Source organism: Streptomyces sp. NPDC025618 (genome assembly GCF_055558795.1).
Genome location: NZ_JBVHLW010000016.1, coordinates 82,909 through 109,640, shown reverse-complemented (window position 1 = coordinate 109,640; position 26,732 = coordinate 82,909). Strand labels below are relative to the sequence as shown.

The following is a 26,732-nucleotide window of genomic DNA, read 5'->3' as shown; positions in this document are numbered from 1 at the left end:
GTACGGGCGTCCCGGGTACGGGCGTGTCGCGCCCGGCACCGGCGGGGGCGGCGGCGGGGCGGGGCCCTGGGCGGGCCGCGGGCGGCTCACCAGCGGAAGGTCCGCATCCGCATCTGCTGGCGCATCCGGGCGGCCCGCGCCCGGCGCGGCTGCACCCGGTCGCGCAGTTCCTTCGCCTCGTTGAGCTCGCGGAGGAACTGCGCCCGTCTGCGCCGGCGCTCCGCGTCGCTCTCGTCCGCCGGTGAACCCGGGTCCCCGGGGTCACCGCCGGGGCCGCTCCCATACGTCTCGGGGCCGTACGGTGCGCCCGGGGTGTCCGGGTCGCCCGCCGTGCCCGCTGTGTCCGTGGTGTCTGGATTCTCGCGGATCTCGCGGTCAGCCATGGGCAGCACCACCTCGCGCCGAGGGTCTCGCCCGGTGTGGCAGACCGGGCGTACGTGCCCACTTTCCCCCTAAGTGGTGGTTTGATGCCAGTGCTGCGACAGACTGCCGGAGGGCTCCGCGCGGGCGCTGCCGCCGACCGCGCGGGAGCTGGCGCCCGAAAGCTCGGTTAATGTCGATGTCATGCGGATCCACGTCGTCGACCACCCGCTGGTGGCGCACAAACTCACCACGCTGCGCGACAAGCGCACGGACTCTCCCACCTTCCGGCGTCTCGCCGACGAGCTGGTCACCCTGCTCGCGTACGAGGCCACGCGCGACGTGCGCACGGAGCAGGTGGCGATCGAGTCCCCGGTCACGGCGACCACCGGCGTCAAGCTGTCCCACCCCCGCCCCCTGGTGGTGCCGATCCTGCGGGCCGGTCTGGGCATGCTCGACGGCATGGTCCGGCTGCTGCCGACGGCCGAGGTCGGCTTCCTCGGCATGATCCGCAACGAGGAGACCCTCAAGGCGGAGACGTACGCGACCCGGATGCCGGACGACCTCTCGGGCCGCCAGGTCTATGTGCTGGACCCGATGCTCGCCACCGGCGGCACGCTGGTCGCGGCGATCAACGAGCTGATCGAGCGCGGTGCGGACGACGTCACCGCGATCACCCTGCTGGCCGCCCCCGAGGGCGTCGAGGTCATGGAGCGCGAGCTCGCCGGTGCGCCGGTGACCGTGGTCACCGCCTCCGTCGACGAGCGGCTGAACGAGGACGGCTACATCGTCCCGGGCCTGGGCGACGCGGGCGACCGCATGTACGGCACGGCGGGCTGACGCCCCCGGCGAAGAACGAAGGGCCCCGCGAGGGGGCCCGTGACGCACTGAGGGCGGCCGTTCCTCCGGGACCGGCCGGCCTCAGGTGTCTCTCCCCGGTGAGCGGTCAGCACTTGGCGGGTGCCGGTGCCGCCGCCTTCGAGGACGGGGGCTGCGAGGGTGACGGCGACGCCTCCTGCGACGGAGCCTCCGAGGCCGGCTCGCCGCCCATCTCGGTGAGCGCCCGGTCCGCGTCCTGCTTCGAGGCGAGCTCCTTGTACTCGGCGCCGAGGATCAGGTCGACGTCCTCGCCCGTGCGCTGGTCGTTCTTGACCTCCGTGCCGCCCAGCTGGGTGCCGAGCACCTTGAGCGAGCCGTCGGCGATCTCCGGGGCACCCAGCAGGAGCCCCACCCCGCCGACCTTCTTGTCGTAGAGCTCGGGGGCGTTCCCCACCTTGCCGATCTTGAAGCCGCGCCTCTTGAGCTCATCCGCGGTGATCTTGGCGAGTCCGCCGCGCGGCGTGGCGTTGTAGACGTTGACGGTGATCTCGCCGGGCCTGGGCAGTGGCTTGGGGGCGTCCGCCTCCTCGGCCGGGGCCCCCTTGCAGTCGCCCTTCCCGTGCTTGGTGCTCTGGCCGCCCTTGCCGTGTGCCGCCTGGGTCGTGGTGTCGCCCCCGCCGGAGAAGACGTCCACGAGCTGGAGCGTCCCCCAGCCGGCCAGCGCGAGCACGGCGGCGACGGAGACGGCGGCGAGCACGATCCTGCGGCGATTTCTGGGGCGGCGCATGTGGGGGAAGCGATGGCCCGTGATGCGGTACTTTCCGCCCATGCCGGGAGGCGTCAGCATGCTCATGGGCGCAGCGTAGTGCGGGGCGGAGCCGCTGCCTACTAAATGATCAATGGGTTTGCGCATGCCAACCCGAAAGGCCGAACAACGGCCGGAATCAGGCGCCATTCGGGGCCGCCCGTACGGGTGTTGACCTGTCGCCTGATCAGTCGGGCCGGGGGCTTCAGCCCAGTTCGAGCACGCGCGCGTGGAGCACCTGGCGCTGCTGGAGCGCGGCGCGCACGGCGCGGTGCAGACCGTCCTCCAGATAGAGGTCGCCCTGCCACTTCACGACGTGGGCGAAGAGATCGCCGTAGAAGGTGGAGTCCTCCGCGAGCAGGGTCTCGAGGTCGAGCTGCTGCTTGGTGGTCACCAACTGGTCGAGCCGCACCGGGCGGGGGGCGACGTCCGCCCACTGCCGGGTGCTCTCCCGGCCGTGGTCGGGGTACGGCCGCCCGTTTCCGATGCGCTTGAAGATCACACGGAAAGCCTACCGGGCCCGCGGTCCCCGGCGCAGCCACGGCGCGGGAGTGCGAAGGCGACAATCGGCCGCATACCGGAGTGAAGTCCGTGCGGGCGCCCGGAAATAACCGGTTCCGGCGGTGGTCAGCTGTTCGGTGGTACGAGCACGACGCCCGTGTACGCGACGGTGGTCGTCCCCCGGTTGGCGTAGGAGTGCGGGCGGTCGCCCGCCATGCGCAGCCCGTGGCCCGGGGGCAGGACCGCCTCCTGGCCGCCGACGGTGACCGTCAGGGTGCCGTCGAGGACGTGCAGGAGCTCCACCGTCCCCGCGAGGTGGGCCTCGCTGTGGTGCTCCTCGCCGGGCGCGAGCCGCCAGTGCCACAGCTCGCCGCCGACCGGCTGCGTGGCGCCGGTGACCAGGGTGCCCGCGCCGCCGTCCGGGCCGCTCCACAGCACGGGCTGGTCGTCGGGCGGCGACGGCTGGAGCAGGGGCGCGGCGGGCTGCTGGAGCAGTTCGGTCAGGGGCACCCCGAAGGCGTCGCAGAGCCGGATCAGGGTGGCGAGGTTGGGGTTGGAGCGGGCGTTCTCCAGCGCGACGAGCATGCCCTTGCTGACGTGCGCGCGCCCGGCGAGGGTGTCGAGGCTCCAGCCCCGTTCCTTGCGCAGCGCGCGGGCGCGGGCGGCGACGGCCTCCATGACGGACCGGTCGCCCTCCCGGACGGTGCGGTCGCCCTCGCGGACGGAGCGGTCGCCCTCCCGGACGGTGCGGTCGCCTTCGCGGACGGAGCGGTCGTCGGCGGGCGTGCGGTCGGGGCTCATGCCGCCCATCTTCCCGCAACTTCGGCTTACGGTCGGTCGGTGCTACCGTCGAGTGCAGTGGAATGACCAACGGGAGGCTGGCATGACGGTGGATCTCGACGCGGTGGCCGGGAGCGTGCGGGTGGACGACGCGGTGCGCGCCCTGCGGCCCGACTTCGCCGTCCTGGTGATCGCGGCGGACGGGCTGCCGACGGGCCCGACCGACGCCTGGTCGCGCGGCCTCCTCAAAGAGGCCGCCGGGACCGCCGACGGCCTGGACGTCACGGCCGAGCCGCACATCGCCGCCTGGCGGCAGGCGTACTCCGCGTTCGGCGCCAAGCCCGGCCGCACCCGCAACAGCGCCGAGGCCCTGATCCGCCGGGCGCCCGCCGGGCTGCCCGAGGTCAACCTCCTCGTCGACGTCTACAACGCCGTCTCCGTCACCCACCGCCTGCCGGTCGGCGGCGAGGACCTCGGCGCGTACGAGGGCGCGCCGCGCCTGGTGCGCGCCACGGGCGACGAGCGCTTCGACACGGTGGCGAGCGGAGAGCCCGCGGTCGAACACCCGGAGCCCGGCGAGGTCGTGTGGCGCGACGACCTCGGTGTCACCTGCCGCCGCTGGAACCACCGCCAGTGCGTCCGCACCCGGATCACCGAGACGACGACCTCCGCGCTCTTCCTGCTCGAACGGCTCGGCCCGCTGACCTTCGAGGAGCTCGACGCGGCGGCCGCGGACCTCCTCGGGCGGCTGCGCGAGCGCGCCCCCGGGCTGCGGGCCGTCACCCGCCTCGTGCGCTGAGCCGCCGCCTCACCGCAGCAGCCAGGCGATCAGCGAGAGCGTGACCACGGACAGCAGGGTCGACCACAGGACCACGTCCCTGGGCAGGTCGGTGCGCAGCCGGTACTCACCGGCGTAGACGAAGGCGTTCTGCGCCGTGGGCAGCCCGGCGCAGAGCACCACGGCGAACAGCGCGTGCCCGCCGAGCCCGAACGCCCAGCGGCCGACCGCGTACGCGAGCAGCGGCTGCGCCACCACCTTGAGCGAGACGAGCGTCAGCCGCTCGGTGACGCCCTTGGCGTCCAGCGACACCCTGGCGTTCAGGGACATCCCGAGCGCGAACAGCGCCGCGGGCACCCCCGCGCCGCCGACCGTACGGATCGGCTGGAGCACCTCGGCGGGCAGGTGCCGGCCGAGCGCGGCGACCGCGACGCCGGCCGCCGAGGCGCCCACCACCGGGTTGCGCAGTGGCAGTCGTGCGAGGCGGCGCCACTGGCCGCGCACGCCCCGGTGCACGTCCAGATCGATCAGCACCATGATCAGCGGGGTGACGAACAGCATCTGGAACACCGCCGCCGCGGCGATGAACGTGGTGTCGCCCAGCACGCTCACCGCGACCGGGATCCCGAGGTTGGCCGAGTTCACATAGGACGCCGCCATCGCGCTGACGGCCCCGTCGGCCGGGCGCGCCCGGAAGGCCGTACGGGAGAGCAGCAGGGCCGTGCCGAACACCGTCAGCAGGCTGATCGCGAACACCGCCACGCCCGGGTCGGCGATCGCGCCCACCGGCGCCGCGGAGAGGGTGAGGAAGAGCAGCGCCGGCATGGCGAACGTGAACGCGAAGCGCCCGAGCACGCCTTGGGCGTGCGGGCCGAGGACGCCGGACCGGCCGGCGGCCCAGCCGAGCGCCGTCACGGCCCAGACGGGTATGAAGCCGGATATCACTTCTTGGGCGCCCGCGCCGTCTTCGCGGGCTTCTTCGCGGCGGCAGCCTTGGCCGCCCGCTTCATCTCCTGCTTGTGCGCCCGCACCTTGGCGAGCGACTCGGGCCCGGTGATGTCGGCCACCGAGCGGTAGGAGCCCTCCTCGCCGTACGCCCCGGCCGCCTCGCGCCAGCCCCGCGGCGTCACGCCCAGTCGCTTGCCGAGCAGCGCGAGGAAGATCCGGGCCTTCTGCTCGCCGAAGCCGGGCAGCTCCTTCAGCCGCTCCAGCAGCTCCGTGCCGCTGCCCACACCGCTCCACACGGCGCTCGCGTCACCGCCGTAGTGCTCGACGAGGTACTGGCAGAGCTGCTGGATCCGCTTGGCCATCGACCCCGGGTAGCGGTGCACCGCCGGCTTCTCCGAGAGCAGCGCGACGAACGCCTCCGGGTCGTGGGCGGCGATCTCGTACGCGTCCAGGTCGTCGCGGCTCAGGCGCCGGGCGATGGTGTACGGACCGGAGAACGCCCACTCCATGGGGACCTGCTGGTCCAGCAGCATGCCGATCAGCGCGGCGAGCGGGCTCCGGCCGAGCAACGCGTCGGCCTCGGGCCGCTGAGCGAGGTGAAGGGTGATGTCCATGCCCCGATGATCACCCCGGGGAGGGCGCGCGGTGCGCTCCCACGCCCCGTGGGGACGCTCACTTGTCGGCGTGGCCGCCCAGGTAGAAGAGCAGCATGATGAAGCCCGCGAAGAGATGGGAGACGAAGACATAGACCAGGACGCGCAGCGCGACCTGCTTCTCACGCCACTTCTCGCTCCCACCGGTCATCACGGGCCTCCCTCACCCCGGGACGGCCCCGGTGGGCTCCGCAAGTCTATCGCTGCGGTGTTCGATCACCGGGGCCGTCCCTGAGGTGTGCGGAGGCCGCTACTCCGCGATCTCCGTGCGCTCCCACCACTCGTAGACGACCAGGCGGCCCTGCTCGGAATCCCGGTGCCGTGACGTGACCTTGAAGTGCTCGTACCCGCCACGGAACGGGATCTTCAGCTCGGAGCCCGGCGGCGTGATCGGCACCACCCGCTCGGGCAGTTCGTCCGGCCCACCTTCGAGGAATGCTCTGGCAGCGCTGCTCATGCCCCAGTCTTCCCACACAACCTCGCACCGCCGCTCCCCGGCACGCCGACGGCCGCCGACCCCGGGAGCCGGATCTTGCGGGCGGGCCGTTGACGCCGGGAGCGGCGGGGGCGCTCGCGGATCAGTGCCCCTCGGGTGCCTTCTTGGTGAGCGCGTCGGCTATGCGCAGCGTCATCCGCGTCTGGCTCTTGTCGCGGTGCGTGGGGTTGAAGGAGTACTCCGCGCGGCGCCGGCCGTCCTTGGTGGAGACCATCGCGGAGTTGTAGCCCCACCGCTCACCGGTCTTGCCCCAGAAGGTGACCCCGTTCACGGTGACCGACTGCAGGCCCATGCTGTACGAGGCGGGGGAGCCGTCCGTCATCCGCACGTCCGGGGACGGCAAGGTGAACATCTTCTCCAGGACGGGCTCCGGGAGCAGCTTGCCGGAGAACAGCGCGGCGATGAAGCGGTCCAGATCGCCGGTGGTGGAGATCATCTCGCCCTCGCCCCACGCTTCCGACTGGTTGAAGTCGGTGGCGTCCTTCAGGGTGCCGTCGGACATCGCCAAGTAGCCGTGCACGTGCGGCCCGTGGATCTTGGGGTCGTTGCCGGGGACGGAGGTGTTCCGCAGGCCGAGCGGGCGCAGGACGCGGGCGTCGATCTCCTTGCCGTACGCGTGGCCGGTCACCTTCTCGACGAGCATCGCGGCCAGCACGTAGTTGATCCCGCGGTACTCCTGCCGCGTGCCCGGCGTGAACTTCAGCGGTGCGCGGGTCGACACGGCGACGAGCCGCTCGGGCGTCCACCGGTCGTCCCGGTGCTTCAGCACCTCCTCCGGCGTCGACATGTCCGGTACGTCCGGGCCGGTGGCGTCGGGGAGGCCGCTCGTGTGGTTCAGCAACTGGCCGACGGTGATCGGGGCGTAGTCCTCGGGCAGCAGGCCGGGCAGGTAGTGCTGGACGGGGGTGTCGAGGTCGACGCGGCGCTCGGCGACCAGCTGGAGCACGGTGGTGGCGACGAAGACCTTGGTGATGCTGCCGATCCGGAACCGGTCGTCCGCCCGGACCGCCCGGCCGGTGCGGAGGTCGGCCTTGCCGGACGTGCCGTACCACTGCCCGGCCGAGCCGCTCACCCGCAGCTGGGCCGCGGTGGCCTGCGGGTGCTGAAGATCGGAGATCGCGGCGCGCAGGGCCTTGGTGTCGAGGGGCGGGACCGTGGGGGCGGCGGCCACGGCGCCGCTCGCGGGAAGGACGGCGGTCAGCAGCGCGCCGGCGACACAGGCGCCGACCAGGGCGCGGCGGGACAGGGAGGAGTTCATGGCCCCATGCTGTCGGCCGCGCGAGCTTTGATCATCCGGGATCGCCCCCAGGGGACCCGGAGCCGACCCTGAGGCGGGCCGGGGCCGGTGGGCGGCGGGTATCAGTGCCCGGACGAGCCTGTCGTGCAGGCGAGTTGACGCGCCTACCGGGAATTCATGAACGGCCTGCGGGGTGAGGCGATAATCAATCCTCCGCTCTCTTAAGGGAGTTGCCCCCGACGGCCACAGCAGGTCGGCGCGGGTGGCGAATCGGATTCGCGTCGGAGCGTCCGGGCCGGAGCGATATCCGACCGTAAAGATTGCCGTCAAGTGACCGTCAAATGTTTTAAGGACACTTGAAATACGGCCGGGCTTTACCTCACTCGCCCACCCCGGGCCCCAGGTGTTACCACGGGTCACGCGCGATCCGGGGGAGGCGCGCCCGCGACCGCCTTGATCAGCTGTTACGTCTTCGCGAAGGCCGGGAGAGTGGTAGTGGACAACTCTTGACACGCGGCCGGGCAACCCAGAGGATCAGCACACCGGTTCACGGCGAGAAGCGAGCGGAACCCGGCCCTCCGTTCGGAGGCCAGGCTCCCGTCGGCTGAGCTGTCCGTCCGGTCAGTTGCTCTATACATGGGGGGATGGATCCGTTATGGATCACAAACGAGTCGCCGCGCACTGACGGCGCCGCAGCGATAATTCGCGCACATTCATGACGCTCGGAAAGCATGGGTGTCGAGCGCCGATTCCGATGAATGCGTTCGGCGCCGCGATTTCTGACGAGGGTCGCTCCGGGAGTGGATGCCGGGCGCCCGTGATCGTCACCGCAAGGGTGTTGCCTGGGGACGGCATGAAGGACCTTTGCCGACTTCCATTCGTTCAACTCCTGTCCTATTCCACATAGTTGCCGACCCAGCCCGCCCCGGGCGCCGTCGCCATCGGTGCCGACGGCGGCAGGGGCCGGTGCCCACCGGGCCCCAGGGTCCCGGGTGCCGTCGTGCGGCACGCCCGGCGCCCGCCCCGGGCCGCCCTTCGCCGTGCCCGCGGCCGCGCGCCGTGGCGCGGCCGGGCTCCGGCACGCCCCGCGCCCGGCGGGGCGCGCCCCCTTCACGCGCGGATCCCGTACGGCCGTACGCGGATCCGGCGCGGTGGGGCGGGCTGCCCGAAGCTCTTGATCCTGCCTGGCCTGACCGGCGAGAACAGCCTGGTCACTAAGGAGTTCAGCGAAATGGACCACGCATTCACCGGAGCCGGTCGCCTCACCGACTGCCTCCCCGACCTGCTCCGGGAACAGGCGCAGCAGCAGCCCGACGGCATCGCCGTTGTCCAGGCGGACGACACCCTCACCTATCGCGAGCTGGTGACACGCGGCTCCGGCCTGGCGGACCACCTGCGAAGACTGGGCGCGGCCGCGGACACGTGCGTCGGCCTGTTCGTCGAGCCGTCGATGGAGCTGATGATCGGCGCCTGGGGCGTCCTGTTCGCCGGGAGCGCCTATCTGCCGCTGTCGCCGGAGTATCCCGAAGAGCGCCTGCGGTACATGATCGAGGACACCGGCACCCAGGTCATCTTCTGTCAGGAACACCTCACTGACCGGCTGGCCGAACTCGCCCCGGACGGAACCCGGATCGTCACCCTGCGGGACGTCGAGGCTGCCGCGGCCTCGCGCCCGGAGAGCGAGCGCGAAGAGCCCGGCGGCGGCCCGCGCCCGGACGACCTGGCGTACATCATCTACACCTCGGGCAGCACCGGAAAGCCCAAGGGGGTGATGATCGAGCACCGCAGCATCGTCAGCCAGATGCGCTGGCTGCGCGAGGTCCACGGCATCGACCGGACGAAGACCGTGCTGCAGAAGACGCCCATGAGCTTCGACGCGGCGCAGTGGGAGATCCTCGCCCCGGCCTGCGGCAGCAAGGTCGTCATGGGCGACCCCGGCGTCTACCGCGACCCCGAGCGGATCGTCGAGACCGTCGTCCGGCACAAGGTCACCACGCTCCAGTGCGTCCCGACCCTGCTCCAGGCCCTCCTCGACACCGAGGAGCTGCACACCTGCACGTCCCTGACCCAGATCTTCAGCGGGGGCGAGGCGCTGACCAGGAATCTCGCGGTGGAGTGCCTGGAGACCATGCCGGGCTGCGACCTGATCAACGTCTACGGGCCGACCGAATGCACCATCAACTCCTCGGCGTTCACGGTGGACCGGGACACCGTCAAGGAGGGGCCGCACGCGATATCGATCGGCGCGCCGGTGCACGGCACGCACTATCTCATCCTGGACGAGCGGCTCTCGCCGGTGGCCGCGGGGGAGATCGGCGAGCTCTACATCGGCGGTGTGCAGCTGGCGCGCGGATATCTGCACCGGCCGGACCTGACCGCCGACCGCTTCATCGACCACCCCCTGGCGAACGGCGGCACGGGCGGAAAGCTCTACCGCACGGGCGACCTCGCGCACTGGAACGCCGACGGCACGGTGCAGTTCGCGGGCCGTACCGACAACCAGGTCAAGCTGCGGGGATTCCGCGTCGAGCTGGACGAGATCAAGCTGGCGATCGAGACCCACGACTGGGTGAAGAACGCCGCGGTCATCGTGAAGAAGGACCCCCGCACCGGCTTCCAGAACCTCATCTCCTTCATCGAGCTCAACCCGAAGGAAGCCGCTCTGATGGACCAGGGCAATCACGGCGCCCACCATCAGTCCAAGAAGAACAAGCTCCAGGTCAAGGCCCAGCTCTCGAACGCGGGGTGCCGGGATGCCGAAGAGCTCGACGGCAAGCCGGCCGTCACCCTGCCGGGCGCGAGCCCGACCCCGGCGCAGCAGGAGCTGGTCTTCGCCCGCAAGACCTACCGCTTCTACGAGGGCGGCCCGGTCGGGAAGGCCGACATCCTCCGGCTGCTCGGCAGAAAGGTCACCGGAGCCGCCCCGCGCGACCTGAAGGAGCTATCCCTCGCCGAATTCGGGGAGATCCTGCGGTACTTCGGTCAGTACCCCAGCGAGGAACGGCTCCTGCCGAAATACGGCTACGCCTCGCCGGGCTCGCTGTACGCCACGCAGATGTATCTCGAACTCTCCGGCATCGCCGGGATCGAGCCCGGTTTCCACTACTACCACCCCGTGCACCACCGACTGGTGCTGATCCGCGCGGGCGCCGCGAGCGACACCCCCCGGATCAAGGTCCACTTCATGGGGAAGAAGCGGGCCATCGAGCCGGTCTACAAGAACAACATCCAGGAAGTCCTGGAGATCGAGACCGGCCATATGGTCGGCCTCTTCGAGGAGATCCTTCCCGCCCACGGCCTGAACATCCAGGACCTGGAATTCACGCCCGCCGTCCGCGAGCACCTGGAGTGCGCGGAGGAGGACTACTACCTGGGGACGTACGAGATATCGGGGCGGGCCGTGCCCCGCCCCGACGACCTCCTCGACATCTATGTGCAGGCCCACCCCGGAAAGGTCGCGGACCTCCCGGCCGGGCAGTACCGCTACCGCGATGGTGACCTGGAGCGGATCTCCGATGACCTGGTGCTGAAGAAACACGTCATCGCCATCAACCAGCAGGTCTACGAGCGGGCGAGCATCGGCCTCACCCTGATCGGCCGCACCCCCGAGGACTGGCGGAGCTATATCGACCTCGGCCGCGTCCTCCAGCGGCTGGAGATGAACGACGCGGACCTCGGCTTCATGTCCTCCGGCTACAGCTCCAAGACCGGCAATCCCCTCCCGTCGGCCAAGCGGATCGACGCGATCCTCAAGGCCAGCGGCCGGGAATCGGGCCCCTCCTATTTCTTCGTCGGCGGCCGCGTGAGCGAGGAGCAGCTGCGCGGACGGGGAATGAAGGAGGACACCGTCCACATGAAGGGCCCGGCCGAGCTGATCCGGGACGACCTGAGCAATTTCCTGCCGGACTACATGATGCCCAACCGCGTTCTGGTCCTGGACCGGATGCCGCACACCGCCAACGGCAAGGTCGACTTCAAGGCCCTGGCCGAGCGGGACGTGGAGCTCGCGGACCGGCCCTTCATCGCCCCGCGCACTGGGACGGAGAAGCGGATCGGCGAGCTCTGGCAGAAGGGCATGAAGCGGGACTCCGTATCGGTGCGGGACGACTTCTTCGAGGCCGGCGGCAATTCGCTCATCGCGGTGGCGCTCATCAACAGGATCAACCGGGAATTCGGCTGCTCGCTGCCGCTCCAGGTGCTCTTCGAGTCCCCGACCGTGGAGAAGCTGGCCCGCAGGGTCGACGGCGCGCACGCGGAGGCGTCCTCCCGCCTGGTGCGGCTGCGGCGCAAGGGCTCCCTCAGCCCCGTCTTCTGCTGGCCCGGCCTCGGCGGCTACACCATGAACCTGCGGCTGCTGGCCGGCCGGGCGGAGACCGACCGGCCCTTCTACGGCGTGCAGGCACACGGCATCAACCCCGGCGAGAAGCCGTACGACACGATCAGGGAGATGGCCGCCGCCGACATCGAGGAGATCAGGCGGCAGCAGCCCGAAGGCCCGTACACCCTGTGGGGATATTCCTTCGGGGCCCGCGTCGCCTTCGAGACCGCGTATCAGCTGGAGCAGGCGGGCGAGCGGGTCGAGAACCTCTTCCTCATCGCCCCCGGCAATCCGAAGGTGCGGACGGCCGAGCTCCGCAGGGAGGCCACCTATGCCAACAAGGCGTATGTGACGATCCTCTTCTCCGTCTTCGCGGCCGCCGTCTCCGGGCCGCTGCTGGAGAAGTGCCTGGAGGTCGCGCGCGACGACGCGAGTTTCGCGGCGTTCATCAGCGAGAACTTCGAGGGCCTCGACCCCGAACTCGTGCGCAGGGTCACCAGGATCGTGCACCGGACGTACTCCTTCGAGTACGCCTTCCACGAGCTGGCCGAGCGCCGCCTCGACGCCCCGGTCACCATCTTCAAGGCACGCGGCGACGACTACTCGTTCATCGAGAACAGCAGCGGGTATTCCGCGGCGGAGCCGACCGTGATCGAGCTCGAGGCCGATCACTACAGCCTGCTCAAGGACCCCGACATCGCCGAACTCACCGACCGGATCGGCCACCGGCTGCGCGCCGGGAGGGAGCAGGAGAACTATGCCGCACATTAACCTCAAGCACTTTCCCGCACCGCTCACCGAGCAGCGGCAGGACGAGCTGGTCGCGGATCTGACCGCCGCGGTGCGCCGCGCCTTCGGGTGCGACGAAGGGGTGATCTCGATCGCCCTGGAACCGGTCGCGGAAGCGGACTGGAACGAGCAGGTCTACGTCCCCGAGATCGTGGGCCGCAAGGACCTGCTGCGCAAGACGCCGAACTACTGACGAACCTCCCCGGGGGACGGCCGGACGCCCGGCCCGGCCGTCCCCCGGGACCGCAGACCCACGACGCGAAACGAGAAGTGACAGTGCGCAACAACAACGCGAACGTACCGCTGGTCTTCACCGAAGAGGTGTCCGACGCGATCAGCTCCGGCCTGCCCGTCGTGGCCCTGGAGTCGAATGTCATCACCCACGGGCTGGCCTATCCGCACAACGCGGAGACCGCCCGGAAGGTGGAGGCCGCGGTGCGGGCCGGCGGTTCGGTCCCGGCGACGATCGGCATCGAGGACGGCCGGATCCTCGTCGGGATGACCGACGCCGATATCGAACGCTTCGCGTCGACCCCCGGCATTCCCAAGGTCAGCAGCCGCGACATGCCCGTGGCGATAGCCCGGGGCGGCATGGGTGCCACCACGGTCGCCTCCTCGCTCGTGGCCGCGGAGCTCGCGGGCATTCCCTTCTTCGCCTCCGCGGGGATCGGCGGGGTGCACCGGGGCGCCGAGCGGTCCATGGACATCTCCTCGGACCTGATCCAGTTCACCCGCTCCAAGGTCGCCGTCGTCTGCGCCGGGGCGAAGAACATCCTCGACCTCGGACTCACCATGGAATTCCTGGAGACGCACTGCGTGCCCCTGGTCTCCTACAGGTCCGACGACTTCCCCGCCTTCTACTGCCTTTCCAGCGGATACCGCAGCCCGCACCGGATCGATGACGAAAAGGTCATCGCCCGGGCCATCGAGGCGCATTGGGCACTCGGGAACGACAACGGATTCCTGGTCACCAGCCCGGTCGACGAGAAGGACGCCATCGACAGCCGCGAGGTGGAGCAGGCCATCGAGGACGCCGTGCTCGCCGCGGAGAAGGAGGGCGTGCGCGGGAACGCCCTCACCAAATACCTGATGCACGCCGTCGACAAGGTCACCGAGGGCCGGTCCGCGAAGGCCAACATGGCGGTTCTCATCAGCACGGCGGAGGCCGCCGGCCGCATCGCGGCCGCGCACGCCGAACTGCTGCGTGAGCGCGCCTGAACCGCCCGATTCTCCTTACCGGACCGCCTCACACTCTTAGGGACTGACTCACATGACAGACGTCGTGGTCTTCGACCTGGACGGCACACTTGTCGACACCCCCCGCGCGATCGTGGAGACCTTCACGGCGGCGTTCGCCGCCATGGATCTGGCGGCGCCCGACCCGTCGGCCGTGCGCGCCACCATCGGCCTGCCGCTGGAGCAGGCTTTCAGCAAGCTCATGGGCATATCCCTGGACGACGACCGGGTCGCCGAGGGCGTCCGGCAGTACCAGCGGCTGTTCCGGGAAATCATCCTCCCTAGAGCCGGCGAACTGCTCTTCCCCGGTGTCGACGAGGGCCTGAGATCCCTGCGGGAGAAGGGACTTGTCCTCGCCGTCGCGACGAGCAAGTTCCACGCCAGCGCCGACGCGCTGCTCACCGCCGCGGGGCTGCGCGACCTCTTCGCCGTCGTGATCGGCGCGGACCAGGTGAGCAGGCCGAAGCCCGACCCCGAGTCCGGCCACGCGGTCATGGAAAAGCTCCAGGTCTCCGCCGAGCAGGCGGTCATGGTGGGCGACACGACCCACGACCTGCTGATGGCCAAGGCCGCCGGAATGCGCTCCATCGCCGTCACCTACGGAATCCACAGCCTCGAAGAGCTGAACTCGGCCGGCCCGACGTGGCTCGCCGACTCCTTCGCGGACGTCCTGACATGCGTCGCCGCGGCATTCCCCACCACGGGCGAGGGCCGGTAATCGTGCTCGGACGGTCGAAGGACTGGCTCCTGGGCATCACGGGAGGAGTCCTCCTCGCGCTGATGACCAACTACAACAGCCTGCTGGCCAAGCACACCTCGTCGGCATTCGGTTCGTGGGTCGCCCACGGTGTCGGCGCCGTGGCCGCTCTCGTCCTCGTCCTGCTGACCACCAAGGCATTCCGGTCCGGTGGCGCGAAGGCGGAGGAGAAGCGCGGGAAAATGCCGCGCTGGTGCTATCTGGGCGGCATTCCCGGCGCCTTCACCGTGATGCTCGCCGCCATCGCGGTGAACAGCAGCCTGGAGCTCTCCGGCACCATCGCGCTCATGCTGGTGGGCCAGGTGCTCTTCGGCATCCTGTCGGACTCCTTCGGCCTCTTCGGCACGCCCAGGCGCCGCCTGGTGCTCGCCGATCTCCTCGTGGTGCTGACCGTCCTCACCGGCAGCGCGCTGATCATCTTCGGCGGTGAGTGACCGATGCTCCCCTTCATCCTGCTGGCCCTGCTGAACGGCATGGTCATCGGCACCAGCCGGGCGGTCAACGGCCGCCTGAGCATGGGCATCGGCCCCTTCCGGGCCTCCCTGTGGAATCACGTCGTCGGCTTCCTCTTCCTCACGCTCGTGCTCCTCGTCCTGGGCGACTGGAAATTCGGCGACGCCGGCTCCGCGCCCGCGGCCGCCTATCTCGGGGGCTTCTTCGGGGCCCTGTTCGTGGCCGTGAACAGCTATGTGTTCCCGAGGCTCGGCGCGATGAACGCCGCGCTGCTGGTGATCAGCGGCCAGATGGTCACCGCGGTGCTCATCGACTTCCACAACCAGAACAAGACGCCCGGCGCCCTGCGCGTCCTGGGCGTCGTCATCGTCATCGCCGGAATGTACTTGTCGCGAGTGACAAGCGCGTCCCGTGAGAAAGGCAAGGGAAATGACTGACGTCACTGTGGTCGAGCGACTGCTGAACGACCGTACGTACCACATCGAGTTCAACGGTCACCTCAGCAACCACGTCAAGCACGCGGTCATCGCCCTCGACGGCCTCGGCGCGAGCCCCGAGCAGATCAGGGCGTACTACGAGAACTACGCGCGGCTCACCACGTACGGCTATGGCCTGGAGCCGCCGAAGGAGTCGAAGTACGAGATCACCGAGGACAATTGGCGGGAATTCCTCGGGCAGCGCACCAGCTTCTCCGCCTATTGCGCGTTCTTCGACCAGCAGGAGAAGGCGCTCGGCACCGACGAACTGCTCCGCCGGTATGTGCCCGCGCTGCTGCCCGGCTGGGTCGGCGCCTTCACGCACGCCACCATCCATCTGGGCTGGGCGATCGACGCCGGGAACCGGTGGATGTCCATCGAGGGCCTCGCGTACATGGCCTTCTCGTACGTCTCGTGCCACCCGGAAAGGGCCGAGGACGGCGGTGCCGAGGGTGAGCGGGCCGTGGATTCCCTGCTCCGCGTCGCGGGCGCCTGGGAGGAGGACCGCGACGCGCTCCAGAACTGGGTCCGGGAGCTCGTCGGTGACACCGCCGTCGGCATCGCCGAGGGCATCCACCCCGAACTCGCCCGCTCCGGCCTGCAGTACCGCATCGCGCGGCTGCTGGGCGCCGGACACCCGCTGATCTACCGCACGCCCGCCTGGATCGACGAGCAGGACGCCGAGGAGAGCTGGGAGCAGCTCTACTACGTCGTGTCCCTGCTCTATCTGGCCGTGCCGGGCGACTTCGTCCTCCTGCACCTGATCACCTCCCTGCACGCGATGGAGCAGATCGCGGGCAAGCTGCCCGCCGAGCAGCGCAAGCACGTGGTCAAGTGCTTCTGGATCGGCATGCTGTGCGTGATCTTCTCCGGCGCCGACTTCCCGGCCCGCGCGAAGCTGGCCGGCCTGCACGCGGCCTTCCGGGACGCCGTCGACGCGGACGTGCCCGAGGTGTGGGCCCAGGACTGGCGGCAGACGGTCCTCCGCGCCTTCGAGGAGGACGAGGAGCACAACCCGAAGCTGGTCTATGTGATGCGGCGGATGTGGCAGCGCACGGGATTCCGGTCCGTCTACCGCGCCACCGCCGGGCAGTTCACGGTGACCCCGGGCCTGCCCCCGTCCTTCGAGCAGCCGCCGACGGAATAGCGAACAGAGCAGGGCGGCGCCGTCAGAGGCGCCGGAGAACAGATCCGACCGCGGGGAGAAAAGCCATCATGTCCAGCACGACCACAGCGACGGAGCCGACCGTGTCGATCGAGAAGTACCTCGGCGAGAATGTGCGCCTGCTGCCGCAGACGAAGCAGCTGCGCGCCCTGCACACGATCATCCGCGACCGGCACGCGCGCCGGGAGGACTTCGTCTTCCATTCGGAGCGGATCATCCGCATGCTCATCGAGGCCGGCCTCGACCTGCTGCCCTTCGAGGAGCGGATCGTCGAGACTCCCGTGGGCCGCGAATACCACGGCCTGCGTTTCGCCGGAAAGCTCTGCGGCGTCCCGATCATCCGCGCCGGGGAGAGCATGGAGGGCGAACTCCGCGCCGTGTGCCCGGGCGTGCGCATCGGCAAGATCCTGATGCAGCGGGACAAGGTCACCAAGCTGCCGAAGCTCTACTACTCGAATCTCCCGGACGACATCGCCGAGCGGCACGTGCTGCTGCTGGAGCCCATGCTCGCCACCGGTGGCACGGCGCTCGCAGCGATCCAGCTGCTGCTCGACCACGGGGTGAAGGAGGAGAACATCGTCTTCGTCAACTTCATCACCGTGCCGGAAGGCATCGCCACCGTCTGCGAGCGCTTCCCGAAGGTGAGGATCGTGACGTCCGCGATCGAGGAGCGGCTGAACGAGAACGCGTACATGATGCCGGGCATCGGCGACTTCGGGGACCGCTTCTACGGCACCGACGCGTGAGGCGTCCGGGGCGGTCGTACGGCGCGGCCTGAGACCGCGCCGTACGACCGGCGTCACCCGTGGTCCGGCTTGCGCGCCTCGATCAGGAACCGGCTGGAGTGGGCGACGAAGGGGCCTTCGGCGTCGATTCGTTCGTGGAGCTCCCGGAGCCGGTCGCGGTAGTGCTCCACGGTGAATCCGGGCACCATCCAGATCACCTTGCGCAGGAAATAGATCACCGCGCCGATGTCGAGGAACTCCATCCGCAGCGATTCGGAGCGCAGGTCCACGACCTGGAGGCCGGCGGCCTCCGCGGCCCGCCGCGCGTCCTCGGGGTGCCGCTTGCCGCGGATCTCCGCGGGCTGCGGGCCGAGGAAGAACTCGACCAGCTCGAAGACGCTTGCCGGGCCCACCTGCTGGGAGAAATACGTGCCGCCGGGCCGGAGCACACGGGCGATCTCGTCCCACCACACGGTCACGGGGTGGCGGCTGGTCACGAGGTCGAAGGCCGCGTCGGCGAACGGCAGCGGGGGCTCGTCCTCGTCCGCGACGACGGCGGCGCCGCGCGGGTGCAGCAGCGCGGTGGCGTGCGCGACGTTCGGCGGCCAGGATTCCGTGGCCACCATCAGCGGGGGCAGTACCGGGGCGCCCGCGAGGACCTCCCCGCCGCCCGTCTGGATGTCCAGGGCGGCCGACGCGCGCGCGAGCCGCTCGCCCATGGCGCGCTGATAGCCCCAGGAGGGCCTGGCCTCGGTGGCTCGCCCGGCGAGCCAGGAGAAGTCCCAGCCGTCGACGGAAACGGCCTCGGCCTCGGCCACCAGGTCTTCGAACGTTCTCGACATATCTGGATCATCACGGATGATTCATGGCCGCGCCACCGGATTTCTTGGTGCCCGGCGGCCCCGCGCCCGCCGGGGTGCCGGGCGGGCCGCGGAAGGGGCCCGCCCGGCGGCCGGTGTCACGCCGGCCGGGCGTCAGGGGTTACTTCCACGCCTTGTGGGCGTTGTCCCACTTCTGCCAGTGACCGTTGACCATGCGCTTCCAGCAGTGGCCCTTCTCGTCCCACTGGGCGAAGGTGCGGGAGTCGGCGTCGAAGCGCTGCCAGCACTTGTGCTTGGCGTCCCAGTGGTCCTTCTTCTTGTCGACGCCCTTCTCCCAGCCGGCGTGGAGGCCCGCGGCCTTGTCGCGGTCGCCCTTGCCGTGCTCGGCGCCCTTGCCGTGCCCGTGGCCCTTGTCGTGGTCGCCCTTGCCGTGCTCGTGGCCGTGCTCGCCCTTGTGGCCGTGCATGGCCGGGGCGCTCTTGGCCGGGGTCGGCTGGGGGTTCTCGCCGGCGTAGGCGGCGGTGCCGGCCGCCGCGGCGATTCCGGACAGCAGGGCGGCCGAGGCGGTGACGGCCGCGATACGGCGCATCGATGCGCGAGACATGCGTTCTCCTTGCTATGGGCCCCGTGGGCGTTGCCCGGCCACGGGAGCCGTGCTCTTGCTGCGCGAGCATTCTTGGTGCCGCGGGGCCCTGGGAAGAGAGAACGGACCGGTTTCCTTCATATGGGTGGACATCGGCCGGGGGCCGTGTCGCCATGCGTCACGGATGCCGCGCACCGGGCGGAGGCCGCGGCGTCGCGGGATGGGGCGACTCCCTTCTTGCGTACGGGACTTGGCGTGAATCAGGCGGCTGGACCGATTCGTGACCATGAATGCCCAGGGGGCCGTGTGAGCATGCGGCGACTCACCCGAAAGTGGCCAAGTCTCGTCCCTCATGGGTCGATTGGGGCACGCCCGACCCGTACCGCTCTGTCGGCACCCTGGCTTCTCCGGGCCACTCGACTTACCTTGGCCCCGATGGGCACATCCATCGCACGACTTGCCATGTCCTCGTCCGATGACTTCAGACACGAGGTGAGTCATGTACCTCCGTCGCACGCGTCCCCGGCGATTACGCCGCCTCGGAATCCTCGCCCTGCTGCTCGGTGTCGTCGCCGCCCTGGCATCCGGGACCGCGCGGGCGCTGCCCGACGGCGCCGCCGGGCACCGGCCGCCGCTCGTGCGGCCGGTCGACCCGCAGCACTGGCGCAACCCCGATGACATGACGTGGGCCGAATACCGCTCGGTGCCCGGCACGGACTGGGCGAATCCCGCGGTCAAGCCCACTCGGCGCACGTTCAAGGGCGCGCTGGTGCTGCTGGACTACCCCGACGAGGACTTCTCCATCAGCAAACCGGCGGGCTCCACGCTCTTCGGCAATCCGCAGAGCACCGCGTCCGGCATCCCCCGCGAACGCGTGCCCGCCTTCTACCAGGACTTCCTGAACAAGCCCGGACCGCTCAACCACGGCCACACCATCAACGAATACTGGATGGAGGACTCCGGCGGGCGCATCGGCGTGGACCTCACCGCCTTCGGCGCGTACCGCCTGCCGGGGAAGTCGTACCAGTACGGCATAGACGAGGGGATGAACCCCGGCGCCTGCCCGCGGCAGGACACCTGCGGCAAGGACATCCGCGCCGACGGCAGGCGCGCCTGGGTCGCCGATGTCGGGGAGAGCCGGACGGCGGACTTCGACTTCGTCTTCTACCTCACCGCCGGAGTGGACGAGTCCTCCGTCTGGCAGGAGTTCGGGCAGATGAGGTTCCGCGGCCCCGAGGACGTGCCGGCGGCCTGGGGGCCGCCGTCGCCCGTCGCGAGCGGGGGGAACACCGCCCGGACCCGCTATGTGCCCTGGACCTCCTGGCAGGCCGCAGCCCGCATCTGGCCCAACGCCGAGAACGGCTCGTCCACCCAGGCGGAGAGCTCCGGAATGGCCACCTTCGCCCACGAGTTCAGCCATATCCTGGGGATAGGGGACAACTACAACAACCCCTACGGCACCCCGCTCAGCCGCTCCTACACGGGGATCTGGGGCATGCTCTCGCGCGGCTCGTTCAACGGCCCGGGAGGCCCGCACACCCGCTGGCGGATACCGGCCACCGCCGGGGGCTCCATGGGTGCCGAGCACGTCCTGCGGGACAAGATGAAGCTCGGCATCGTCGACGACAAGAACGTCCTGCGGCTCGACCGCGACGCCCTCAAGGACTCCGGCCCCGTCGTGGCCCGCGTCACCGCGCGCTCGGCGCCGCCCGGTGAGAAGGGGCTCTCCGGGATCAACGTCGCCATGGGCAGCGACCTGTCCCCGTCCTGCGACCGGACCACCGACCCCCTCTGCGACGGCGGCGGTTACGACAACTACACCGTCGAGGTCGTCGACCGCATGGGCATGGACTCCTTCACGCCCGACCACGGCGTCCTGCTCACCAAGACCAAGAACGCCGACGACGCGCCCTTCGCCTGGGTGGTCGACGCGCACCCCGAGGACATCGGCCTGGTGGACTTCCGGCGCCCCGACGGCACCCCGCAGAAGATCACCATGGGCGACTACCGCCAGCTCAGCGACGCGCTCTTCCACGCGGGCGCCGACAGCGGCAGCTCGTACGAATACGTCGACGAGGCCAACCGGCTGCACTTCTACATCCTCGACGTGCGGCGCGACGCGAGCGGCGTGCTCTCCTACAGCGTCGGCGTGAAGTCCCTCGACGGCGCCGGGACGCAGGCCCGCGGAGTGGGCCTCGGCAAGGGCACGGCCAAGGGCGGGGCGGCGGACGGGCGGGCCCTGTGCACCTTCGCCCTCGCGAACACCGGCTCGCCGGGGTCCACCGACATCTACCGCCTGTCGGCCACCGCCTCCGGCCGCGGCTGGTCCGCGTGGCTGCCCGACCGGCTCACCTCCGCCGCGCCCGGCGCACCGGTTCCCGTGGACGTCGCCGTGGCGGCGAAGGCGGGCGCGGAGCACAAGGGCACGGTCACGCTCACCGCCCGCTCCGAGAGCGACCCGCACAAGACGGCCCGGGCCACCTGCTCGCTCAAGAGGTGAGGCACCTGCCCCGAGGTCCGCACGGCCGGAGCTCCCCGGTCGTGCGGACCGGACGCGGAGAGCCCGAGCGGGACCCGCTGGGGCGCGAGCCGTCCCCCGGTCGTGCGGGCCGGACCCGTCACCGGCGCGCGTAGTCCGCGAGCGGCTCCCAGCGCTTCTCGTCGAACCGGTACGTGTACTGCGGGCGGGTCTTGACCGCGCTCGTACGGAACGGCTGCCCGTGGTCGTCGACCTTCAGCCGCCCGTGCCGGCCGCCGCTGCTCCACTCCAGCTCCAGATACCAGGTGACGTCCTGGCCGGCGGTGTGGGCGGTGACGTCCAGCACCTGGGGGTCCGTGGAGGTCGTCCTGTACGGGAAGTCGGTCGCCGGGATCGTGATGTCGCCCTGCTTGCCGGCCACGGCCCGGGCCTCGGGCCGGTCGCGGTCGAGGTCGACGTCGAAGTGGGACGGGGCGAGCCCGCTGCCGCAGGCGTCGCCCATCGTGTAGGCGTTCCACGCGAGCGGCGCCGCGCGCCGCAGCACGCGGATGTGCAGCGCGTGCAGCACGACCGCCTGGCCGGTCTTTCCCTGCACGGTCACCTCGATCCGCATCTGACCGCCCGGCACGGCCCGCAGCGCGGTCGCCCAGTCGCGCGCGTCGTCCCCGGCGGGCGGTTCGGGAACCTGGGCGGGGAGGCGCCCCGACACGTACAGCTGGTCGCAGCGATCGGGCAGGACGTACGGGCGGACGCTGACGGTCAGGGGTGTGCCGGTGGGCTGTTCGGTGGTCCGCTCGCCGTCCGGCTTCGTCTCCTCCCGCGGCGCCGCGGACGTCCCGCCGCCGGGGCTCGGAGAGGTGCTCGGCATCGCGGAAGGCGTGCCGCCGGGCGACGGGCTGCCGGAGGGGGCGGGCGCGCGGCCGGACGCGCGGCGCGTGAGGCCGGAGTCCGGCTCGGCCGCTGTCGCGTTCTTCTCGGCGCGGTGCGCCGGGGGAGAGGTGGTCGCCGCGTACCCGGCGACGACGGCGGTGGGTACGAGCACGGCGACGGCGGCGGCGATCAGCGCGAGACGGCGGCGGGAGCGGGACGCTCCGCCGGTGGCTCTGGAGGGCCCGGGCTCGGCCGCCGGAGCGGGGCCGGCCGTTCCGGCGGGCTCGGGGGCCGTGGCTTCGATCGTGCCGGAGGGGTCGGGCTCCGTCGTACGGGCGGGTTCGGCGGCGGCCGGAGGGGGCGTGGGTTCGGCGACCGGGGGCGGTGTGCGCGTGGGTTCGGCCGGAGCGCGGTCGGCGCTCGCGGCTCCGGCCGTGCCGACGGGCCCGGCCGGGGGCTCCGGCGCGGTCGTACGGGTTGGCGCGGTCGTACGGGCCGGCTCCGTCGTACCGGAGGCCGCGGCCGGGGCCGTGGTTCCGGCGCCCGCCCCCTGCGTCTTCCGGCGGCGCGCGTCGTCCGCCAGGATCCAGCGGCGGTGCAGGTCGACGAGTTCCTCCGGCGACGCCCCGCAGAGGCGGGCGAAGCGCTCCACCGGCGCGTACTCGGTGGGCACGGCGGCACCGTTGCAATAGCGATGCACCGTGGACGTGCTCATGTGCAACCGCTTGCCCAGGGTGCTGTAGCTGTGGCCCGAGCGCTCCTTCAGCTCGGTGAGCCGGGCTGCGAACTCTTGTATTCCCTCGGCCATACCGGCAATTCCCCGTCCCAGGACCGCGTTCCAGGGCGCGATTTCCCCCCAGCTCAGCCTATACGGGACCGTTCCAGCGTCCCCGAACGCCCGGCGGGCCTTGCCGCCGGGGCGGGGCGGCTCGCAGGCTGTGGACACGAAAGCGGCGCCCGGCGGACGGCCGGGCCGCGCCGTCGGACAGGAGTCGCCGTGCGGACCCGGATCCGCCCCTGCCTCGAAGTCGCGGATGTCGTGGCCCTGATCGTGCTCTGCACGTCCGTCAGCACCACGCTCGCGCTACTCACCGGCCTCATCTGACGTTCCACGTCACCACATCGCACGCACCACATCGAACGGGAGCTCACCATGCGTACCCTCAGCCTCACCGCCTCCGCCGTGTTCGCCGCCGCGGCCGTCGCCCTGACGGCCACCCCTGGCCAGGCCGCCCCGTCGTCCGGCGCGACCACCGCCGCCTGCACCGCGGGCAACACCAAGGTGTCGGTGCAGCCCGTCAGCAGGCCGGTCAACCACGACCTGCTGACCGTCACCAACACCGGCCGCACCGCCTGCGACGCCTACGCCTACCCCTTCCTGCGCTTCGACGAGGACCAGGCCGTGACCCGGGCCGTCGAGGACAGCCGCCCGCAGGCCGTGGTGACCCTGGCCCCGGGCGAGTCCGCGTACGCGGGCATCGGCCTCTCGGCCGGCGACGGCAGCGCCGCGCACGGCCGTACGGCCGGGAAGCTGGAGGTCTTCCTCCCCGACGCCGACGGCACCGCCGGCTCGTCCGCCACGCTCACCCTGCCCAAGGGCACGTGGATCGACGACTCGGCGGCGGTCACCTACTGGCAGTCCAACCCGGCCGACGCGCTGGTGTGGTGACCGCCCGCCGCAGCCGGGTTCACTGACCGAGCGCGACCCCGACGAGCTTGACGACGACGAGGACCATCGCCGCCAGGAGGTACACCCGCAGCGCCCCCATGCCGATCTTGCGGCCGGTGGCCATGACCGGGCGGGCGAGGGTCTCCAGCGGGGGCATCCGCCAGGTGTCCCTGCCGGTGCGGTCGATGGGGTCCTCCTTCGTCCCGGTGCGCCGCCGGGTGAAGGCGTAACCGGCGGCGAGCACCCCGGCGACGCCGCAGGCGGCCATGATGTCGAGGATCGCGCCCGCGCTGATGCCGGGGAAAAGGACGGACGCGGTCAGGATGACCGAGAGGGTGACGAGGACGCCGACGACCGCCGAGGTGAAGGCGTTGGTCTTGGGACCGTTGGCCCACGGCCCCAGGACCTGCTTGTCGTTGCAGAGCAGCAGCAGGAAGACCGAGGCGGACGGGAGCAGCACTCCGGCGAGGGTCTGGACGCCCTCGGTGAGCAGGCCCAGCGGGGAGCCGGGGATCAGCACGATGGCGGCGGCCGTGGCGACCAGCCCGGCGTAGACCGCGTAGAAGCCCTTGGCGCCCTTGATGCCGCGGTGCAGCGAGTGCTTCATGCCGAGGACGTCGCCGATGGCGTAGGCGGTGGACAGCGAGACCGCGAACGCGCCGATGACGGAGGCGTCCAGCAGGGCGATCGCGAAGAGCGCCCCGGCGAGCTTCCCGGCGTGCGCCTCGATGCCGGTGGCCAGGCCCCCGGCGTCCGTGAAGCCGCCGGAGCGCCCCGTCCCGGCGAAGGCCGCGGACGCGATGCCCATCATGGCGGCGGCGCCGATCACGACGACGCCGATGCCGAGCCACAGGTCGGCCTTCTCGTACTTCATGAAGCGGGGGGTGATGCGCTTGTCGATGACGTAGGACTGCTGGAAGAACAGCTGCCAGGGCGCCACGGTCGTGCCGACGATGCCGATGATCAGCAGCATGACGGTGGCCAGCTCGCCGGAGCCGCCGGGGATGACGGGGACGACGAAGTCGTGGCCCATCTGCGAGGACTTCGGGTGCACCAGGAAATAGACGGGGACGAGCAGCAGGCTGCCCGCGCACAGGGTGATGGCGACCCGCTCGAAGCGGCGGAAGGACCCGGTGAACGCCGAGGCGATGATGATCGCGGCGGCCAGGATCACCGACGCCACCTTGGGCAGCCCGAGATAGCCGGTCGCCAGCGTGATCCCGATGAACTCGGTCACCAGCGTCAGCGCGTTGAGCAGGAACAGATCGATGACGGAGAAGGCTCCCCAGAACTTCCCGAACCGCTCCAGGATGAGCCGGGCGTGCCCGACCCCGGTCACCGCGCCCAGCCGCAGGACCATCTCCTGGTTGACGTAGAGCACGGGGATCAGCAGGAGCAGGGTCCACAGCAGGCTGGTGCCGTAGTTCTGGCCAGCCTGGCCGTAGGTGGCGAAGGCGCCCGCGTCGTTGTCGCCGACCATCACGATCAGCCCCGGGCCGACGATGGCGAGCAGTGTCTTGAACTTGGCGGACAGGCCGCGGCGTTCGCCGTGGTCGTCCTGCCTGATGGTGCCCAGCGCGCCGCGGATGTCGCCGATGTGGGCGTCGTCCAGCACCGCGCTGCGCGGCGCCGGGATGGTGGTGTCGGTGATCAGGTCGGTCATGGGGAGCCTCCCGGACGCCTGGGCAGGCGAGGAGTCGGTGGCGCGCGGCCACGTTCCACCCGCGGGCGCGCAGCACTGCGACCCGGGTCGGCCGGTGGCCGAGCGGGTGAGGGCGGTGGCACGGTCGTGCCCGCGGGGAAGGTGGTTACCGTGTGCCGGAGAAGGGCGAGGGCATGCGGAACGGGGGCCGACTATGGCCCGGACTACTGCAACCGCAATCCATGTCTCTCGCCTCCTTCCGGCCGGGACGCTGGGCGCGTCGACGACTCGGCAAGGAGCGGACCGGGCATGCCCGGTTCACCCCAACTCGTCAGAGCTTTGGCACTGCACGGCGTGATCCCCGCTGGCGGGGAAGCCACTTGGGGTCACCCCTTAAGTCGGGGAGACCTGTCCTGACCCTGGGCGTCTCTCGACGTCGTGGGGTCAGTGGCCTGTGTCCGTGCAGACGCCTCACCGAACGAGGTGCCTGCTGATTTCGAACCTCCAGCAGCATAGACCCTTACTTGCGCAAGCATGCAACTGTTTGGCCAAGGCTTGACCCTCGCCCCGGTCCGGCGCGAGCGGAGCACGGCCTTCGCGGCCCCGGGGCCGTGGGTAGTCTGCTGCGCGACATCCGCACCACAAGGGGCTCATCGGTGGACCACGACAGCATGACCGCAGATCCTGTCGCCCTCGGGCGACGGCTGCACTGGCGCGGGGTGATCCGTACGCGGCGGGCCGTCGTCATCACCTCGCTCGCCCTCGGCGGGCTCGTCGTGTCGCTCACCTTCGGCGGACTGCTGGGCAGCCCGGGCAGCCACCAGTCGCTGACCTCCCGGGTGATCGCCGGCGTCAGCGCGGGGGTCTTCCTGGTGGGCGCCCTGATCGCGGTCCGCGGCGCGACGGACGACCTGGTGAAGCTGCTCACCGGCCGGATCAGCGACAACCGCTCCGCCGCGCTCCGGGTGCTGTGCCTGCTGTCCGGCTACGCGCTGGTGATCCTGGGCGCCCTGAGCCTCCTGCGGGTGCCGTGGGGGAAGCTGCTGCTGGGCGGCGCGCTGACCGGTGTGCTGCTGGGCATCGCCGCGCAGCCGGTGCTGGGCAACATCTTCGCGGGCCTGGTGCTGATGGTGGCGCACCCGTTCACGATCGGCGAGCGGATCAGCGTGCAGTCGGGCCCGCTCGGCGGCCGCATCGAGGGCGAAGTCACCGACATGACCCTGCTGTTCGTCGAGCTGCGCACCGACGACGGCCGGACACTCATCCCCAACAACGCCGTCCTGGGCGCGGCCATCGGACCGCCGCACCGCGAGACGCCGGCGGCCTGACGTACGGGCCGGACGGAGCCCATGGCCCCGTCCGGCCCTCCGTC

The 26,732-nt window shown here is 70.8% G+C and carries 26 protein-coding genes and 1 riboswitch; of the genes, 13 read left to right on the top strand and 13 right to left on the bottom strand.

The window, feature by feature from the left end:
- Window positions 1–86 precede the first annotated feature (86 nt).
- On the bottom strand, window positions 87–389 hold the full coding sequence (locus ACZ4A5_RS16550; RefSeq protein WP_467583573.1) for a hypothetical protein: 303 nt from the start codon (window positions 387–389) through the stop codon (window positions 87–89).
- Between the two features lie 175 nt (window positions 390–564).
- Between ACZ4A5_RS16550 and upp (ACZ4A5_RS16545) the strand changes: the two genes are divergently transcribed.
- The gene (gene upp, locus ACZ4A5_RS16545) at window positions 565–1,200 is read left to right on the top strand and encodes a uracil phosphoribosyltransferase (RefSeq protein WP_361533952.1); all 636 of its coding nucleotides are present in this window, start codon (window positions 565–567) and stop codon (window positions 1,198–1,200) included.
- Window positions 1,201–1,306: 106 nt separating this feature from the next.
- Here upp (ACZ4A5_RS16545) and ACZ4A5_RS16540 read toward each other — a convergent pair whose 3' ends face one another.
- The 3 genes from ACZ4A5_RS16540 to ACZ4A5_RS16530 all read right to left on the bottom strand — a co-directional run bounded on the left by ACZ4A5_RS16540 (window position 1,307) and on the right by ACZ4A5_RS16530 (window position 3,286).
- A complete protein-coding gene (locus ACZ4A5_RS16540) occupies window positions 1,307–2,032 on the bottom strand; it encodes a LytR C-terminal domain-containing protein (protein ID WP_467583521.1) in 726 nt (241 codons plus the stop codon).
- 157 nt (window positions 2,033–2,189) lie between these two features.
- Window positions 2,190–2,486, bottom strand: a complete 297-nt coding sequence (locus ACZ4A5_RS16535) for a type II toxin-antitoxin system VapB family antitoxin (RefSeq protein ID WP_003986294.1) — start codon at window positions 2,484–2,486, stop codon at window positions 2,190–2,192.
- A gap of 125 nt (window positions 2,487–2,611) precedes the next feature.
- Window positions 2,612–3,286, bottom strand: a complete 675-nt coding sequence (locus ACZ4A5_RS16530) for a helix-turn-helix domain-containing protein (RefSeq protein WP_467583518.1) — start codon at window positions 3,284–3,286, stop codon at window positions 2,612–2,614.
- 82 nt (window positions 3,287–3,368) lie between these two features.
- Here ACZ4A5_RS16530 and ACZ4A5_RS16525 point away from each other — a divergent pair, with 82 nt between their 5' ends.
- Window positions 3,369–4,064, top strand: coding sequence for a B3/B4 domain-containing protein (locus ACZ4A5_RS16525; protein ID WP_467583515.1), 696 nt, complete (start codon window positions 3,369–3,371; stop codon window positions 4,062–4,064).
- Window positions 4,065–4,073: 9 nt separating this feature from the next.
- Here the strand turns inward: ACZ4A5_RS16525 and ACZ4A5_RS16520 are convergent, their stop codons facing one another.
- The 5 genes from ACZ4A5_RS16520 to ACZ4A5_RS16500 all read right to left on the bottom strand — a co-directional run bounded on the left by ACZ4A5_RS16520 (window position 4,074) and on the right by ACZ4A5_RS16500 (window position 7,398).
- A complete protein-coding gene (locus ACZ4A5_RS16520; RefSeq protein ID WP_467583512.1) occupies window positions 4,074–4,988 on the bottom strand; it encodes an AEC family transporter in 915 nt (304 codons plus the stop codon).
- Window positions 4,985–5,605 (bottom strand): HhH-GPD-type base excision DNA repair protein, encoded by a 621-nt coding sequence (locus ACZ4A5_RS16515; RefSeq protein WP_467583510.1) that lies wholly within the window; start codon window positions 5,603–5,605, stop codon window positions 4,985–4,987. Before ACZ4A5_RS16515 ends, ACZ4A5_RS16520 begins: the two co-directional genes overlap by 4 nt.
- Before the next feature lie 58 nt (window positions 5,606–5,663).
- A complete protein-coding gene (locus ACZ4A5_RS16510) occupies window positions 5,664–5,795 on the bottom strand; it encodes a DUF6126 family protein (protein WP_398870639.1) in 132 nt (43 codons plus the stop codon).
- Between the two features lie 99 nt (window positions 5,796–5,894).
- A complete protein-coding gene (locus tag ACZ4A5_RS16505) occupies window positions 5,895–6,101 on the bottom strand; it encodes a DUF5988 family protein (protein ID WP_398870638.1) in 207 nt (68 codons plus the stop codon).
- 121 nt (window positions 6,102–6,222) lie between these two features.
- Window positions 6,223–7,398, bottom strand: coding sequence for a serine hydrolase domain-containing protein (locus ACZ4A5_RS16500; RefSeq protein WP_467583506.1), 1,176 nt, complete (start codon window positions 7,396–7,398; stop codon window positions 6,223–6,225).
- Between the two features lie 1,210 nt (window positions 7,399–8,608).
- Here ACZ4A5_RS16500 and ACZ4A5_RS16495 point away from each other — a divergent pair.
- The 8 genes from ACZ4A5_RS16495 (at window position 8,609) to upp (ACZ4A5_RS16460) (ending at window position 17,317) form a co-directional block, all read left to right on the top strand.
- Window positions 8,609–12,466 (top strand): amino acid adenylation domain-containing protein, encoded by a 3,858-nt coding sequence (locus ACZ4A5_RS16495; RefSeq protein ID WP_467583502.1) that lies wholly within the window; start codon window positions 8,609–8,611, stop codon window positions 12,464–12,466.
- A complete protein-coding gene (locus ACZ4A5_RS16490; RefSeq protein ID WP_467583499.1) occupies window positions 12,453–12,677 on the top strand; it encodes a tautomerase family protein in 225 nt (74 codons plus the stop codon). The genes ACZ4A5_RS16495 and ACZ4A5_RS16490 overlap by 14 nt, the downstream gene beginning before the upstream one ends.
- Before the next feature lie 83 nt (window positions 12,678–12,760).
- On the top strand, window positions 12,761–13,702 hold the full coding sequence (locus tag ACZ4A5_RS16485; RefSeq protein ID WP_467583496.1) for a pseudouridine-5'-phosphate glycosidase: 942 nt from the start codon (window positions 12,761–12,763) through the stop codon (window positions 13,700–13,702).
- Between the two features lie 52 nt (window positions 13,703–13,754).
- Window positions 13,755–14,438 carry an HAD family hydrolase gene (locus ACZ4A5_RS16480; protein ID WP_467583493.1) on the top strand — a complete coding sequence of 228 codons (684 nt, stop codon included), beginning with the start codon at window positions 13,755–13,757 and terminating at the stop codon, window positions 14,436–14,438.
- A gap of 2 nt (window positions 14,439–14,440) precedes the next feature.
- Window positions 14,441–14,911: a DMT family transporter gene (locus ACZ4A5_RS16475; protein ID WP_467583490.1), complete on the top strand. Its 471-nt coding sequence runs from the start codon at window positions 14,441–14,443 to the stop codon at window positions 14,909–14,911.
- A 3-nt stretch (window positions 14,912–14,914) separates the two neighbouring features.
- A complete protein-coding gene (locus ACZ4A5_RS16470) occupies window positions 14,915–15,367 on the top strand; it encodes a DMT family transporter (protein WP_467583487.1) in 453 nt (150 codons plus the stop codon).
- Window positions 15,360–16,553: a questin oxidase family protein gene (locus ACZ4A5_RS16465; protein ID WP_467583484.1), complete on the top strand. Its 1,194-nt coding sequence runs from the start codon at window positions 15,360–15,362 to the stop codon at window positions 16,551–16,553. The genes ACZ4A5_RS16470 and ACZ4A5_RS16465 overlap by 8 nt, the downstream gene beginning before the upstream one ends.
- A gap of 68 nt (window positions 16,554–16,621) precedes the next feature.
- On the top strand, window positions 16,622–17,317 hold the full coding sequence (gene upp, locus ACZ4A5_RS16460) for a uracil phosphoribosyltransferase (protein ID WP_467583481.1): 696 nt from the start codon (window positions 16,622–16,624) through the stop codon (window positions 17,315–17,317).
- Window positions 17,318–17,370: 53 nt separating this feature from the next.
- Here the strand turns inward: upp (ACZ4A5_RS16460) and ACZ4A5_RS16455 are convergent, their stop codons facing one another.
- Together ACZ4A5_RS16455 and ACZ4A5_RS16450 are read right to left on the bottom strand one after the other, a co-directional pair.
- Window positions 17,371–18,138, bottom strand: coding sequence for a class I SAM-dependent methyltransferase (locus tag ACZ4A5_RS16455; protein ID WP_467583479.1), 768 nt, complete (start codon window positions 18,136–18,138; stop codon window positions 17,371–17,373).
- Between the two features lie 139 nt (window positions 18,139–18,277).
- Window positions 18,278–18,721 carry a hypothetical protein gene (locus ACZ4A5_RS16450; protein ID WP_467583477.1) on the bottom strand — a complete coding sequence of 148 codons (444 nt, stop codon included), beginning with the start codon at window positions 18,719–18,721 and terminating at the stop codon, window positions 18,278–18,280.
- 478 nt (window positions 18,722–19,199) lie between these two features.
- Here ACZ4A5_RS16450 and ACZ4A5_RS16445 point away from each other — a divergent pair, with 478 nt between their 5' ends.
- Window positions 19,200–21,200: a M6 family metalloprotease domain-containing protein gene (locus ACZ4A5_RS16445; RefSeq protein WP_467583474.1), complete on the top strand. Its 2,001-nt coding sequence runs from the start codon at window positions 19,200–19,202 to the stop codon at window positions 21,198–21,200.
- Between the two features lie 118 nt (window positions 21,201–21,318).
- Here ACZ4A5_RS16445 and ACZ4A5_RS16440 read toward each other — a convergent pair whose 3' ends face one another.
- Complete coding sequence (locus ACZ4A5_RS16440; protein ID WP_467583470.1) at window positions 21,319–22,857, bottom strand: helix-turn-helix domain-containing protein; 1,539 nt, start codon at window positions 22,855–22,857, stop codon at window positions 21,319–21,321.
- Between the two features lie 345 nt (window positions 22,858–23,202).
- Here ACZ4A5_RS16440 and ACZ4A5_RS16435 point away from each other — a divergent pair, with 345 nt between their 5' ends.
- A complete protein-coding gene (locus ACZ4A5_RS16435; protein ID WP_467583467.1) occupies window positions 23,203–23,718 on the top strand; it encodes a DUF4232 domain-containing protein in 516 nt (171 codons plus the stop codon).
- A 19-nt stretch (window positions 23,719–23,737) separates the two neighbouring features.
- On the opposite strand, the gene ACZ4A5_RS16430 is transcribed toward ACZ4A5_RS16435, so the two are convergent.
- Entirely contained in the window at window positions 23,738–25,381 is a 1,644-nt protein-coding gene (locus ACZ4A5_RS16430; RefSeq protein ID WP_467583465.1) for an Nramp family divalent metal transporter, read from the bottom strand.
- A gap of 294 nt (window positions 25,382–25,675) precedes the next feature.
- Window positions 25,676–25,850, bottom strand: a riboswitch (M-box (ykoK) riboswitch).
- Window positions 25,851–26,031: 181 nt separating this feature from the next.
- On the opposite strand from ACZ4A5_RS16430, the gene ACZ4A5_RS16425 reads away from it, so the two are divergent.
- Entirely contained in the window at window positions 26,032–26,688 is a 657-nt protein-coding gene (locus ACZ4A5_RS16425; protein ID WP_467583462.1) for a mechanosensitive ion channel family protein, read from the top strand.
- The last annotated feature ends 44 nt before the right edge of the window (window positions 26,689–26,732 follow it).

Bases quoted from the DNA above. Each gene is read 5' to 3' on its own strand.
- ACZ4A5_RS16505 (WP_398870638.1), bottom strand. From the start codon at position 6,101: ATGAGCAGCGCTGCCAGAGCATTCCTCGAAGGTGGGCCGGACGAACTG.
- ACZ4A5_RS16425 (WP_467583462.1), top strand. From the start codon at position 26,032: ATGACCGCAGATCCTGTCGCCCTCGGGCGACGGCTGCACTGGCGCGGG.
- ACZ4A5_RS16495 (WP_467583502.1), top strand. From the start codon at position 8,609: ATGGACCACGCATTCACCGGAGCCGGTCGCCTCACCGACTGCCTCCCC.
- ACZ4A5_RS16540 (WP_467583521.1), bottom strand. From the start codon at position 2,032: ATGAGCATGCTGACGCCTCCCGGCATGGGCGGAAAGTACCGCATCACG.
- ACZ4A5_RS16430 (WP_467583465.1), bottom strand. From the start codon at position 25,381: ATGACCGACCTGATCACCGACACCACCATCCCGGCGCCGCGCAGCGCG.
- ACZ4A5_RS16465 (WP_467583484.1), top strand. From the start codon at position 15,360: ATGACTGACGTCACTGTGGTCGAGCGACTGCTGAACGACCGTACGTAC.
- ACZ4A5_RS16435 (WP_467583467.1), top strand. From the start codon at position 23,203: ATGCGTACCCTCAGCCTCACCGCCTCCGCCGTGTTCGCCGCCGCGGCC.
- ACZ4A5_RS16490 (WP_467583499.1), top strand. From the start codon at position 12,453: ATGCCGCACATTAACCTCAAGCACTTTCCCGCACCGCTCACCGAGCAG.
- ACZ4A5_RS16530 (WP_467583518.1), bottom strand. From the start codon at position 3,286: ATGAGCCCCGACCGCACGCCCGCCGACGACCGCTCCGTCCGCGAAGGC.
- ACZ4A5_RS16455 (WP_467583479.1), bottom strand. From the start codon at position 18,138: ATGTCGAGAACGTTCGAAGACCTGGTGGCCGAGGCCGAGGCCGTTTCC.
- ACZ4A5_RS16500 (WP_467583506.1), bottom strand. From the start codon at position 7,398: ATGAACTCCTCCCTGTCCCGCCGCGCCCTGGTCGGCGCCTGTGTCGCC.
- ACZ4A5_RS16510 (WP_398870639.1), bottom strand. From the start codon at position 5,795: ATGACCGGTGGGAGCGAGAAGTGGCGTGAGAAGCAGGTCGCGCTGCGC.
- ACZ4A5_RS16480 (WP_467583493.1), top strand. From the start codon at position 13,755: ATGACAGACGTCGTGGTCTTCGACCTGGACGGCACACTTGTCGACACC.
- ACZ4A5_RS16445 (WP_467583474.1), top strand. From the start codon at position 19,200: ATGTACCTCCGTCGCACGCGTCCCCGGCGATTACGCCGCCTCGGAATC.
- ACZ4A5_RS16450 (WP_467583477.1), bottom strand. From the start codon at position 18,721: ATGTCTCGCGCATCGATGCGCCGTATCGCGGCCGTCACCGCCTCGGCC.
- ACZ4A5_RS16470 (WP_467583487.1), top strand. From the start codon at position 14,915: ATGCTCCCCTTCATCCTGCTGGCCCTGCTGAACGGCATGGTCATCGGC.
- ACZ4A5_RS16440 (WP_467583470.1), bottom strand. From the start codon at position 22,857: ATGGCCGAGGGAATACAAGAGTTCGCAGCCCGGCTCACCGAGCTGAAG.
- ACZ4A5_RS16525 (WP_467583515.1), top strand. From the start codon at position 3,369: ATGACGGTGGATCTCGACGCGGTGGCCGGGAGCGTGCGGGTGGACGAC.
- upp (WP_361533952.1), top strand. From the start codon at position 565: ATGCGGATCCACGTCGTCGACCACCCGCTGGTGGCGCACAAACTCACC.
- ACZ4A5_RS16515 (WP_467583510.1), bottom strand. From the start codon at position 5,605: ATGGACATCACCCTTCACCTCGCTCAGCGGCCCGAGGCCGACGCGTTG.
- upp (WP_467583481.1), top strand. From the start codon at position 16,622: ATGTCCAGCACGACCACAGCGACGGAGCCGACCGTGTCGATCGAGAAG.